Source organism: Sphingomonas sp. LH128 (assembly GCF_000293195.2).
Taxonomy (GTDB): Bacteria; Pseudomonadota; Alphaproteobacteria; order Sphingomonadales; family Sphingomonadaceae; genus Novosphingobium; species Novosphingobium resinovorum_A.
The window spans coordinates 15,084-27,495 of sequence record NZ_ALVC01000140.1; the positions used below are offsets into that span (position 1 = coordinate 15,084).

General features: G+C 63.5%; 10 protein-coding genes and 1 pseudogene. 7 read left to right on the plus strand and 4 right to left on the minus strand.

Annotated features, from left to right (window positions below; genetic code table 11):
• Positions 1 to 10: 10 nt before the first annotated feature.
• Together LH128_RS11915 and LH128_RS11920 are read left to right on the plus strand one after the other, a co-directional pair.
• Positions 11 to 556, plus strand: a complete 546-nt coding sequence (locus LH128_RS11915) for a DUF2726 domain-containing protein (protein WP_008829881.1) — start codon at positions 11 to 13, stop codon at positions 554 to 556.
• Positions 557 to 958 carry a DUF805 domain-containing protein gene (locus LH128_RS11920; protein ID WP_008829882.1) on the plus strand — a complete coding sequence of 134 codons (402 nt, stop codon included), beginning with the start codon at positions 557 to 559 and terminating at the stop codon, positions 956 to 958.
• On the opposite strand, the gene LH128_RS11925 is transcribed toward LH128_RS11920, so the two are convergent.
• A complete protein-coding gene (locus LH128_RS11925) occupies positions 955 to 1,881 on the minus strand; it encodes an FG-GAP repeat domain-containing protein (RefSeq protein WP_008829883.1) in 927 nt (308 codons plus the stop codon). The two genes, LH128_RS11920 and LH128_RS11925, sit on opposite strands and share 4 nt — an antisense overlap.
• 321 nt (positions 1,882 to 2,202) lie before the next feature.
• Here LH128_RS11925 and LH128_RS11930 point away from each other — a divergent pair, with 321 nt between their 5' ends.
• The 4 genes from LH128_RS11930 (at position 2,203) to LH128_RS11945 (ending at position 6,088) form a co-directional block, all read left to right on the plus strand.
• The gene (locus LH128_RS11930; RefSeq protein ID WP_008829884.1) at positions 2,203 to 3,741 is read left to right on the plus strand and encodes a sensor histidine kinase; all 1,539 of its coding nucleotides are present in this window, start codon (positions 2,203 to 2,205) and stop codon (positions 3,739 to 3,741) included.
• A gap of 107 nt (positions 3,742 to 3,848) precedes the next feature.
• Positions 3,849 to 4,394 (plus strand): hypothetical protein, encoded by a 546-nt coding sequence (locus tag LH128_RS11935; protein WP_008829885.1) that lies wholly within the window; start codon positions 3,849 to 3,851, stop codon positions 4,392 to 4,394.
• 146 nt (positions 4,395 to 4,540) lie between these two features.
• The gene (locus LH128_RS11940; protein WP_008829886.1) at positions 4,541 to 4,822 is read left to right on the plus strand and encodes a helix-turn-helix domain-containing protein; all 282 of its coding nucleotides are present in this window, start codon (positions 4,541 to 4,543) and stop codon (positions 4,820 to 4,822) included.
• A 3-nt stretch (positions 4,823 to 4,825) separates the two neighbouring features.
• On the plus strand, positions 4,826 to 6,088 hold the full coding sequence (locus LH128_RS11945) for a type II toxin-antitoxin system HipA family toxin (RefSeq protein ID WP_008829887.1): 1,263 nt from the start codon (positions 4,826 to 4,828) through the stop codon (positions 6,086 to 6,088).
• 143 nt (positions 6,089 to 6,231) lie between these two features.
• Here the strand turns inward: LH128_RS11945 and LH128_RS11950 are convergent.
• The 3 genes and pseudogenes from LH128_RS11950 to LH128_RS11960 all read right to left on the minus strand — a co-directional run.
• Positions 6,232 to 6,501 (minus strand): annotated as a pseudogene (locus LH128_RS11950) (HU family DNA-binding protein); the annotation flags it as partial.
• A 122-nt stretch (positions 6,502 to 6,623) separates the two neighbouring features.
• Positions 6,624 to 8,333, minus strand: a complete 1,710-nt coding sequence (locus tag LH128_RS11955) for a cation:proton antiporter domain-containing protein (RefSeq protein ID WP_008829889.1) — start codon at positions 8,331 to 8,333, stop codon at positions 6,624 to 6,626.
• A 372-nt stretch (positions 8,334 to 8,705) separates the two neighbouring features.
• The gene (locus LH128_RS11960; RefSeq protein ID WP_261937543.1) at positions 8,706 to 11,285 is read right to left on the minus strand and encodes a bifunctional diguanylate cyclase/phosphodiesterase; all 2,580 of its coding nucleotides are present in this window, start codon (positions 11,283 to 11,285) and stop codon (positions 8,706 to 8,708) included.
• A 41-nt stretch (positions 11,286 to 11,326) separates the two neighbouring features.
• On the opposite strand from LH128_RS11960, the gene LH128_RS11965 reads away from it, so the two are divergent.
• Entirely contained in the window at positions 11,327 to 12,346 is a 1,020-nt protein-coding gene (locus LH128_RS11965; RefSeq protein WP_008829891.1) for a 2-hydroxyacid dehydrogenase, read from the plus strand.
• The last annotated feature ends 66 nt before the right edge of the window (positions 12,347 to 12,412 follow it).

The window sequence follows — 12,412 nt, forward strand, 5'->3', positions numbered from 1 at the left end:
GAGGCGCGCTATGACGATAGGGGGCTTCCTAAATTATCTGTTCTCCATCTGCGTGCCACTGATTTCTCTCGGGACACTTGGTGCGCTGGCGTGGTTACTCCTTCCCGATGCGCCTTTTGGTGGGGGCGCTCCGGCCCCCGTAGCCAAGCCGCTTATGACACGGCGTGAGCAAGCGATGCTTGTCGTCCTCGAGCAAATGTTACCGGCCTACCGGTTCCATGCTCAAGTCTCGATGGGCGCAATTATGGCCGCACCAAAACCCGTGGGCCGCCGTCGGTATGCGTCGGATCGGAACGCTTTTTCTCAGAAGATCGTAGATTTCGTCGTCGAAGATCGCACAACCGGGAAAATCGTAGCCCTGATCGAGGTAGACGACAGCACCCATAACGCTTCTCGTGATCTCAAGCGCGACGCCATGACGGCGAGCGCTGGCTACCGCACCATCCGCATTCCCCGTTCTGCTGCGCCTACAGTCGCTGGTGTGATGGATCAAATCCAGCCGCTGAGGAACGTGATGCTGAAGGTATCTCAGTCAGTGACGGAAAGGGACGTCTGAATGGATATTGGGGAAATCCTGCTGTCTCCAAAAGGGCGAGTGGGCCGCGCCCCGTTCCTGGCGGTGGTGGCCACAGGTTGGGCGATCGCGTTCGATTTCGTGCCTTTCAACCCGCTGCTCGCGCTACGCTATGCCGCCGCCATCAACGTCGCGCTCGTCGTCATTAGCGCGCTGGCGCTCTGGGTGGGGATCGCCATTACGGTCAAGCGTTTCCACGACGTTGGATTATCGGGGTTTAATACGGTCGGATTGGTCTGGACGACGCTGCGCGGCGACCCGCTGGCGACCGACGCGCCTTTGACCATGGCCATCGCGACTCTTGGGATCATCACCCAGCTATGGCTTTGCATCGAGCCGGGCTCGCGGAGCGCCAATCGCTTCGGCAATCCCGTGTCGGCTTAACGGGCACATCCCTTACCCTCGACCCGCAAGTCGACATAGGCCCGGCCGTTCCATCGCACGACCGGCATGCAAAGGCCGGGGCCGCCGATGCCGATATCGGGCCAACCGTCCGCGCCCTTGGTGGGACGAATATCGGCGATACCGACCGAATTATACATGCGCTTCCAGCGGCCGTCGGCCTGCTGGCTCATTACCCAGAAGGCGGCGCCCGTATTGCCGTAACAATAGGTGCCGCCTTCGGTGATGATGGCCTCGGGTCTGCCGTCGCCGTTCAAGTCGCGCCGCTCCTCGATCGTGCCGGGCCCATAGGACCCTGGCCCATTGTCCTCGTCGCCATCGTTGCAGCCGCTTTCCCAGCGACCCTTCTTGAGGTGGAAGCCGGCGGCAAGGAAGATCGCGGCGTCTCCAGCGGGCGCGGCGGCGGCTGGACCCGAGGTGGCATTTCGAGCCGTCGATGGGGCGGCCCGCGCCGCCTGTGAAGCCATACGTGCGTCCGCGTAGACATTGCCATCATAAGCGAGCCGCGTCGTCACGCCGCCGCGCGTCGCGTTGAGCATGAACCAGCCGTTGACTGCTGTACCCGACGCCGCGACGGAGCCTTCCCCTTCCAGAATGCGGCGCCAGCGGCCATCCGCGCCCTGGGTGGCGACGGCATACCAGCGCTTCTCCTGCTGGTAGCAATCTCCGCTGTCGATAAAGAGGGCTTCCTTGCGTCCATCGCCGTTCATATCGACGAAGGTAATGCGCGGCCTTGCCGGTTTGCCGCAGCGGTTCGTCGGCCCGACGGCGTCGGTGACGACAGGAAAGCCGCCCGCGCCATAGAGGGCTTTCGCCTGTTCGCGGGTCATGCCTGCCGATTGGGCCATGAGCGGCGGCGCCCATACAACTGCCGCGAGTGCGCCGATGCCTGTCCATCTGCCCATATGTCGCTCCCCGCACCGCTACAAAGGATCCTGCATCGTGACGGTTCGGTCGCAAGGATCAAGCGATTCCATCAGAAACAGGCAGCGTGCCGTCCTACTCCAATCCTGATGTCGCGTGTGACACTTTACCTAGAGATCGGGGTAAAGTGTCACGGATGGTATCGGATGTGAGGCGGAGCAGGCGAGGCGGAATGCCCTGGAAGCCTCGACGCACAGGAGTTGTGCGCGGAAGTTGGCTATTATGCTTTGTGGCTTTCTCTGAAATGCTCTGGCTGCGGCGAATTGCCGCACTTTACCGCCTAAAGCTGCTACTCAGTCGGGATGGTACAAACGAACATCTCCAAGGTCCCTAGTACGTCCGGCCGAAATTGGAGCGAGGACGAGCGCGTTGCCGCGCTGGACCGCTATGACATTCTTGATACGCCGACCGAGCCGATCTTTGATGACATCGCACGTCTGGCCTCCGAGGCGCTTGGCGCGCCGATCGCCGTGGTCAACCTCATCGCGGCCGCGCGGCAGTGGTTCAAGGCCGAAATCGGCATCGGCGCGCGCGAACTCCCTCTGGAAGTCTCGATCTGCGCGCATGCGCTGCTCGAGGAGGACATGATGGTGATCCCCGACACACGGCTCGATCCGCGGGTCGATTGCAATCCCCTGGTTACGGCCGAAGGTGGTCTTCGCTTCTATGCCGGGGCGCTTCTCAAGACACCCGACGGTCTGCCCATCGGCACGCTCTGCGTTCTTGACCGCCAGCCTCGCCCGGAGGGCATCACGCCCTTCCAGCGGCTCACCCTCGAAGTGCTGGCGCGCCAGGTCATGACGCAGCTGGAATTGCGCAGGTCGCTCAGCCAGCAGCAGGAAACGCTCGCGCAGCTCGCTGCCAGCGAGGAGCGGACCCGTCTTGCCCTCGACGCAGGCGAACTCGGCGCCTGGGAATCGACGCCGGCGCTGCGTTCGCTCAAATGGGACGCGCGCACCCGGGAGTTGCTTGGCCACGAACCTGACGAAGCGCTCGACTATGAAACCTCGTTTCTCGCGCGGGTTCATGCCGAGGATCGCGAGCGGGTCGCTGCCCTTATCGCCGAGGCGCTCGCTCCTGGAGGCGCAGGCACGGTCAGCGTCGAATATCGCACGGTCAATCCTCGTGATGGCCGTGAGCGCTGGATCCACGCCAAGGGCGCGCTTGCCGTAGGTCTGGGCGGCGAACAGAAGTTCGTCGGCACGGTGCGGGACATCACTGCGGAAAAGGATGCCGAGATGCATCGGCGGCTCCTGACCGGCGAGCTCCAGCACCGGGTCAAGAATACGCTCGCTGTGGTAAATGCCATCGTCCACCAGTCGCTTCGCAGCGCGCCCTCGATGGAGGAGGCGAGTACCGCGATCGGGCAGCGCCTCCAGACCTTGGGCGCCGCTTACGAGTTGCTCACCCGCACCGACTGGACGGTGGCGCCGATCGGCGCTGTCGCCGAAGGGACAACGGCGCTTCATGGCGCTCGCACAGGCGCGATCCGGATTGCGGGGCCTGACCTTCTTCTATCGGCACGGGCCTCGCTGGCTCTGTCCATGTCGCTCCACGAGCTTTCCACCAATGCGGTGAAATATGGCGCCCTGTCGGTGCCGGGCGGGCAGGTCGACCTCAGCTGGGCCATCGAGGAGGAAGAGGGAAAGTCTTTCCTCACGATCTGCTGGGCGGAGCGAGGCGGGCCAATCGTGTGCGCGCCCGAGCGCGGCGGGTTCGGCACCCGGTTGATGGCCAGCCTTGCCAGCGACCTCGGCGGCAAGGGAGTCATCGACTATCAGCCGACCGGTGTCGTCTGGCGGCTTCGGGCTGATCTGGCACGGATCACCGAACCCGCTTGAGTGGAACCCATGGCGGTTCCGGCTCGGTAAAATGTCACGGGTGGAAAAACTTGGATGTGCTGTCCGCTGGGGATTCACATTGCGCGCGCGCGTGATAGATTCATCTTATGTTCCAGCAACCCGACCTCTTCGCCTCCGTCGATCCGGTCAGGCAGCCGCCGTCCGACGACCTGAATTTGCCTGCCCTCATCGAGCGCATCGCCGATGTTTCGCGGCGGCCGCGCTATGCCTTCATGGTGCTCAACCTGATCGCCAAGGCGGCGGGGCGGAACAGCGGCAGTGCAGGTCCTTACGTCCAGGTGGATGGCGAGCGCATTCCTTTGCGCGATTGGCTCTGCGACTCTCTCGTGCCCATTGCGCAGCGCGATGCGCGCCGCCTCGCCATCGTCGACCAGGTGCGGTCGGGCCTTGAGGCGCAGAAGGCACTGCCTGACGATCCGCAGGAGGCGGCCCGTGTGGTCCAGGAGGAGGTGAAAGTGCGCATCCGGCGCTCGGGCCGTTGCAATGTCAGCCGCGCTGTTTCGGACCTCGTAAGAGCCGGCCTTGTGCGCAGGCATTATCAGGGCTTTCGCGTCGATCATCATAATCGCGGTGCGCAGCGCGAAGCGGTTTACACGATTACAGACGCGGCTGCGCGCGCGTTGCGCGCCTGAGCAGGACGGCAGGGAAATCGTTCAGTTGGGCGTGACATATCATTTTAATTGCTCATTTTCACATGATATGTCATGCACTTTCCATGCCTCGCGCCTCTCGAGCCTCCAGCGGTCTGCCGCCCCAAAGTCAGCGTGCCATTCGCCAGTTGGGCGAAGACTTGCGCACCGCACGCAAGCGGCGACGCATCCCGCAGAAACTGATGGCCGAGCGTATGCTGGTGTCGGTGCAGACGCTGCAGCGTCTCGAAGCTGGCGATCCGACCGTAGGTCTCGCAGCGCTGGCGAGCGCTCTCTTCGTGCTAGGTATGACGGCTCGCCTGGAATCGCTCGTCGCCCCTGAAACCGACAGGGTCGGGACCAGCGAGGAAATCGGCCGCCTGCCGCACAGCATCCACACGCCGCGGCGCGACGATCCGCTGGATTTCTAAGCCATGGCCGACATCGAAACCTTCGTCTTCGTCTATTTGGACGGCGTTGCCGTCCCCGCGGGCCTTTTGCGCCTCCACAGCGAGCCGCGTGCCAGCTACGCGACCTTCGCATACGGCAATCGCTATCTCGAGCGGCCCGACCGTGTCGCGATCGATCCTGTGACCCTGCCGCTGCCGCCGGCCGGCACGCGCCAGGAATTCCGGACCGAGGAAGGCTTTGCCGTCTTCAATGGGATTCGCGACGCCGCGCCCGACGGGTGGGGTCAGTATCTCATGTACAAGGCGATGGGCGAGCGAACGCCAAGCGAGGCGGATCTTCTGCTCGCATCCGGCGACCACCGCGTCGGCGCGCTGGCGTTCGGTCCCACGCTAGAGGCGCCAAGGCGCTTGGCGCCGTGGGGCGAAGCCGACGCGCCCGGCGAACAGTTCACCCTGGCAGAACTGGCTGCCGCTGCCGAAGAAGCGCAGGAGGTCGACCAGCTCAGCGAAAATCTGCGCCCCCTCCTGACCGCCGGCTCGTCGCTGGGCGGCGCGCGTCCAAAGGCGGCGACGACGATCGAGGGCCAGTCCTGGATCGCCAAGTTTCCAGCACGCAACGACACCTTTCCCGAGTGCCGGGTCGAGCTAGCCACCATGCGGCTCGCCGCTGAATGCGGGCTCGACGTTCCGTCGCTTCGCTTCGAGCAACTGCTCGGCCGCGACATCTATCTGATCGAACGTTTCGATCGCAGGCTGGACGGCAACCGGATGCTGCGCGCCTCCTTCGCATCGGGGCTTACGATGCTGGGCGCGCATGAAAGCGAGGTCAGCCGCTATGCCTATGCCGATCTCGGTGCGACGCTGCGCCAGCACGGCACCGCGGTCCGGCGGGATCTCGAGGAACTGTTCAGGCGCATGGTCTTCAACATCCTCGTCACCAATGACGACGATCACCTGCGCAATCATGGTTTCCTGTGGGACGGGAAGGGGTGGCGGCTGTCGCCGCTCTATGACGTCGTACCCAAGCCGCAGGTGGGCCTGGATCGCCGGCTCGTGCTAGGCGTGGGTACCGAGGGTCGCCAGGCCACCCTTGCCAACGCGCTCTCGCAGGTCGCGCAGTTCGACCTGGCGGACGAGGATGCGCGCGCGATCGCTATCGCCATGGCCGACAGGGTTCATGCGCGGTGGCGTGGCTGTTTCGAAGAGGCAGGGGTCAACGTCGCCGACCAGGGCCGTTTTGCGACCTGCTTTCGCCTGGCGGACCCCGAACATCGCGCAATCGGCTGACAGGCGAGCAATTTTACGCCGAAGGCGTCACATGACCCCTGCGCTCCCGAGGGATTTCAGGCTGCGCGCGCTTCGGCCGACGCGGTGGAAGAAGCTGCGGCGGGAGAGGGGGCTGCCTTGATCATGCCAGCCGCCGCGGCGATCAGCCTCTCCCGCATCGCCTTGCCTGGCTTGAAATGCACGGATCGCTTGGCCGGGACCGGCACGGCCGCGCCGCTGCGCGGATTTCGCCCGGTGCGAGCCTCGTGCAGCCGCGTCGAAAAGGCACCGAACCCGCGCAGCTCGACACGCCCGCCAGCGGCTAGCTGGTCGACAACCGCTTCGAAGAAGAGATCGACGATCTTTTCAATCTCCTGTGCGGAGAGTTCCGGGTTTTCCTTGGCCAGGAGGGCCACAAGTTCAGATCGCACCATGGCTGAAGCCTGCTTCACTGGTTTGTCACTGCATCCAAGGTAAGTCATCCGCGCGCCTATCTCCACATTTTATGTTGGCGCCGTAATGATTTAGTTGGAGGGGGGTTGGTCGGGCTGGCAACTCACCGCGGCACGATCTGAAGGTCCGGACTGAGCTGCGCCCGCATGGCCCGAATCCTATCGGTCGCATCGTCCGCAGACATGCCGAGCGTCATGAGGGCCTGGGCGCTGAGCCCAAGCCCCGCAGCATAATTTTCGGGAAAGACATGTGCCGCGCCCGCTTGCGCCAACTCACCCAGATGCGCATCGTCGCGAAGGCTGGCGATCACCTGGATCGCGGGGTTCAGGCGCTTGGCTTCGCGAATGATGCGCACCGACCGATGCCAGTTGTTGACAAGCACGATGATGGCCGCAGCGCGATCGACGCCGGCTGCCTTGAGTATTCCCGCTCGGCTGGCGTCGCCGAAAACCGCATTATGACCTTCCTGTTGGGCGCGGCGAAGGCGCTCCACGTTTCGCTCGATCGCCAGGTATGGAATTTCGCTCGCCTCGAGTGTGAGCGCGACCAGACGGCCCACGGGGCCGCAGCCGGCAAGCACAACATGACCCTTGAGCTCTTGAGATGTTGTGCGAACGGCTGTTTCGATCTCCGCGCCGCGCGGATCCCGGCTTCGCCGGATGAGATCTCCGGCCCGGTCGCTCCACTGCCCCAGGATCGGTCCGACGAGCATGCTCGCGGCGATCGCGCCCAGGACGGGCTGGCCGATCGCGGGCGACAGAAGGGCGCTATCGAGCGACCTGCCCACGATGAGTAGCCCAAGCTCACCCGAATGCGCCAGAAGCAAGCCGGTCTTGACCGCGCTGCTTGCCGGGAGGCCCGAGAGACGGGTGACCCCAAAGACGACCAGGAACTTGACGACGAGGATCGCGGCCAGAACGAGAAAGGTGACAGCCGGCTGGGCCAGGATCTGCGACCAGTCGACCGACATGCCAATCGTCACGAAGAAGATGCCCAGCAGCAGATCGCGAAATGGCCGGATTTCCTCTTCGAGCTGGTGCCTGAAGTCACTTTCGCCGACCATCATCCCGACTACGAAGGCGCCGATAGGAAGTGACAGTCCGATCATTTCGGCTGCGAGCGACGCGCCCACCACAAGCGTCAGCACGGCCAGCAGGAAAGTTTCGTCCTGGCCGGATCTCGCGACCCAACCGAGCAGTCGGCCCAGAGTCCGCCGTGCGAGAAGAGCCACGCCCGCCAATGCCACGAAGCTGACACCCATACGCAGCAGCACCTTTTCCATCTCGACCTCGTTGGCCGCGTCTGGAAGGGCAGCAATGAGCGACAGCAGGATCAAAGCGACCAGGTCCTCAAACAGGACTATGCCGGTCGCAGCCACGCCGTGGCGGCTCGATACCGCGTCGGTGTCGACGAGATGCTTTTGGATGATGGCGGTCGATGACATGGCGATGGCGCCGCCCAGGAGGGCCGCTGGCAGAAGCGGCAATCCTACGAGGAAATGGCTCGCAGCTCCCGCCAGCAGTGTTGCGCCTGCCACGGTTCCGAACCCGAGCCCGATCATGGCGCCCCCGCTGGACAGCAGCCGAGGCACGGAAAATTCAAGGCCAATCACGAACATGAGGAGAGCGATGCCGAGCTCGCCGAAAAAATGGGTGCCTTCGCTGTCGGTTACTGCGCCTATGCCATGGGGGCCCAGGAGCAGGCCCGCGGCGAGATAGCCCAAGACCGGCGACAGGCGCAGCCTCGCCAGGATGGCAACGGCCACAAATGCAGCCGCGATCAGAAGGAATGTCTGAGCAAGCTGTTCTTCCATGAATTCAAGAGCCTTATCCAGTCGCTAGTTGGATTTGGGCGTGATGTAGGATGAAAGAGGGAGATGTCACCGGTTGATGCCGGCCACCCGACCTAAAGACGGCACCCGTCAATCAGTGTGATGGTTTATACATCAAAACTAGATTTTGAGGATGGGAAATGATGTTATATATAGGCAAAAGGATGCAAATTCGGAGTAGCATCGGGTCGCGCTGAGGGACGGCAGCTTCGCAAAAGGGGCTGCCGTTTCGGCTCGCGGTCCTTTCTCGACCGATAGCTTGGGAGCTAAGGGGACGGTTCGCCCTCGCTTCCGACATCGCCCTCCCATGACGCCTCGCGACGCTCCCGCGTCGTTGCGCGACGGACCTGCGGATCAACCGGCGGCCAGTTGAGCTTGTTCCCCCGCAAGAAGGCTTGGTGCATGGGCGGGGCGCCCGAAGAGGTAGCCCTGGACCTGGTCGCACCCCTCAGCCACCAGCAGGTCGACGTGCCCGCTGGTCTCCACCCCTTCGGCGAGCACAGGGACGCCAAGGCTGTGGCCCAGCGCGAGCACAGCCCTGATGATTGCTCTGGCCTGCGGCCGCTCTTCGGACCCGATGACGAATGATTTGTCGATCTTGATCTTGTCGAAGGGGAACGAGTTAAGCGTGTCGAGCGAGGAATAACCGGTGCCGAAATCGTCGATAGCAATGGCGATACCCATCGCCTTGAGTTTACGCAAAATATGCAAGGCGCGCGGCTTGTCGGCAATGATCGCGGTTTCAGTGATCTCCAGTTCGAGACGCCTTGGTGCGAGTCCGGTCTCCAGAAGGGTCTGGGCCACGCTCTCGGGCAGGCTCGCTTGGCTCAACTGCACGGCGGAAAGGTTGATGGCCACGGTCAGTCCGTCACCCCAGCGGGCCGCCTCCTCACAGGCTTGCCGCAGCACCCACTCGCCCAGGGCCAGGATCTCGCCGGTTTCTTCAGCAACGGGAATGAAGATGTCAGGGGGAACCAGGCCGCGCTTGGGGTGGGTCCAGCGCAGCAGAGCTTCATAGCCGTTTACCCTGTCGTCCTTGAGCGAACGCTGCGGCTGGTAGAGGATCGTCATCTCGCCGCGCGCGGCGGCGCCCCGAAGGTCGGCGGCGAGTTGCCGGCGTTCGCGCGCCTGCTCGTCCATGCCTTTTTCGTAATAGCAGATCCGCTCGCCTACCGTCCCTTTTGCGCGGTACATGGCGAGATCAGCATGATTGCACAGCTGTTCGCGATCCTGGCTGTCAGCCGGATAGGTTGCGATCCCAAGGCTCGCATGGACGCTCAGATCGTGCGCATTGCCGGCATTGATCGCCGCCAGCCCGGTGCTCAGGCGCGTTACAAAGTCGGCAAGCTCATAGTCTTCGCGGTACAGAATTGCGGCGGCGAATTCGTCGCCACCCAGCCGCGCGACATGTTCATTCTCGCGAACCGCGTCCTTGAGCGCTGCGGCGACCATCTTCAATGCCTCGTCACCGGCTGAATGGCCGCGGCTGTCGTTGATATCCTTGAAATTGTCGAGGTCGACAACGACCAGTCCCAGGCGCGAACCGGCCCGCGCCGCAACGTCGAGATCGCGGTCGACGACATCGTTGAACCTGCGCCGGTTGGGCAGGCCGGTCAGGCCGTCATGCAGCGCCAGGTGCCGGATTCGTTCCTCCGAACGGCGCTGCTGGGTAATATCGTCAAAGGTGCTCACCCATCCGCCGTCGGGAAGCGCGCGCGAACGTACGCTCACCACGACGCCGGGATATTCCGAGATTGCGGGCGCGTCTCCTGAAGCGCTCAGTGCCTGGGCGAGGTTACGCTCGATTTCTGCTGCGCGCTGCTCGACCTCGGCAACGGGAAGATGGTTGGCAATGCCGGTGCGGATCACTTGACCCACCGTCATGCCGCATTGGAGCGCATCGCGCCCAAGCCCGTACAGATCCAGGAAACGCTGGTTCCAGAGCAGAAGCCGACCGTCGCCGTCATATAGGCACAGGCCCTGGTGCATATTCTCAAGGGCCAGGTCGAGTTGGGCCTTCATGCCCTGGACGCGAAGCTGATTCTCGCGTTCCTGTCGCCGCAATTTGATGCCCGTCCGCCGGCTCGTGATCGCCGCCGCCGCGGTCAGAGCGATCGTGCAGGAGACCGCGAGAAATATCCAGAGCGACATGGCGCGGGGAGACATCATGCTGAGGGGTGAAAAATCGCCTCGCGACGGGATCAGCGTGATCGCGGTCATGCCGGTAAAGTGTAGCAGGACGACGGCGGCGGTGATCAGACCTGCGGCCGCCGCGCCTTTGGCGAGCGATCTGCCGCGTAGCGCAAGCGGCAGCGCCCAGACCAGCGGGACGATTGCGAACACGGCCGAGGCCGCGACATAATCGGCCTTCCAACGAATGAGCGCAGGCATTTCGAGCGCCGCCATGCCAAGATAGTGCATGGCCGTGACGCCGCCGCCCATAACCGAAGCGGCAAGAAGCGCGCCGAGCCGGTGCGGCGCGCGTGTCGCAATGAAGAGGCCCGCTGTCGCGCCTGCCAGTACGACCAGGAGCGAGACTACGGTCTGTTGGACATGATAGCCCATGACGATGCCGGGATCGTAGCCCAGCATCGCGATGAAGTGCGTGGCCCAGATCCCAAGACCGGCAGTCAGCCCCGCCATCGTCAGCCACACGCTGCGCGAACCTGTGTCTATCCAGGCCGCCTGCCGACACAGGCGAACGGTTGCCGCCGCCGTCAGGAGACAGACTATAGCCGCGAGGATGACCAAGGGCGCGTCATGTTGATCGCGCAGGCAAAAGAGAAAGGGGAACATCGCCAATCGAAACCGGAGGAAATTGAACCTTTCCCATTTCACAAAGTGATTAATGGAGTTCGGCCTTTTGCGACAAAATGCGTAAAATCTGAAGGACACACGCGCGAAAGGCTTTCCGCCGGCAGTGCGGTCGCTCATCCTCTTTGCTCTCGCGGACGAGTCCGCGCTCGGAGGCCGACATGCGCATCGCGATCTTTGGCACGCGGAAGTACGACCGGCAGTTCCTGACCCAGGCGAACATGGCCTATGGGTTCGATCTTGATTTCCTTGACGTTGCCCTGTCGCCCACGTCGGCGCGGCTCGCGCGCGGTTTTGACGTCGCCTGTATCTTCGTGAACGATATCGCCAACCGGCAGGTGCTCGAGGTGTTGGCCGAAGGCGGGGTGGGTCTCGTCGCGTTGCGCTGCGCAGGCTATAACAATGTCGATCTCGTGGCGGCCGAGACGCTCGGTCTCGCCGTCGTGCGGGTGCCGGCCTACTCGCCGCACGCGGTTTCCGAATTCACGATCGGTCTCCTGCTGGCGCTCGATCGCAAGATCCACCGCGCATGGTCCCGGGTTCGTGAGAACAATTTCGCGCTCGATGGCCTTGTCGGCCGTAACCTGCACGGACGGGTCGCGGGCGTCGTGGGAACGGGACAGATTGGCGGGCTTGTCGCTCGGGCCTTGCGGGCTGGCTTTGGGTGTGAGGTCCTGGCCAGCGATCCTGTCGTTGACGAAGCGCTCGTCGCGATCGGCGTGCGCTATGTCGGGCGCGACGACCTGCTTCGCGAAGCGGATATCATCACCTTGCACTGCCCGCTCACGCCCGAGACCCGCCATCTGATCGATGGCCGCGTCCTGGCGGCAGCGCGGCCCGATCTGGTTCTGGTCAATACCAGTCGCGGCGCGCTTATCGACAGTGCCGCGCTGATCGAGGCGCTCAAGGCGCGCCGGCTGGGCGGTGTTGCGCTCGATGTCTATGAGCAGGAGGCGGGCATCTTCTTCGACGATCTTTCCAGCGAGATCATCGACGACGACATCCTCCAGCGCCTGCTGACTTTTCCCAATGTCCTGATGACGGGCCACCAGGCTTTCCTCACCGAAGAAGCGCTGACAGCCATCGCCGAGACCACCTTGGAAAGCGTCCGCGCCTATTCCGCCGGCGAGCCGCTGTGCCACCAGCTGCGCTATCAAGCCACACGGCCGGGGGCTGGGTAAGCGTGCGACGGTTCATCAGGTCTGGGGATCCACTCCATCCACTTATGTCCGATAAATGGGATTCTC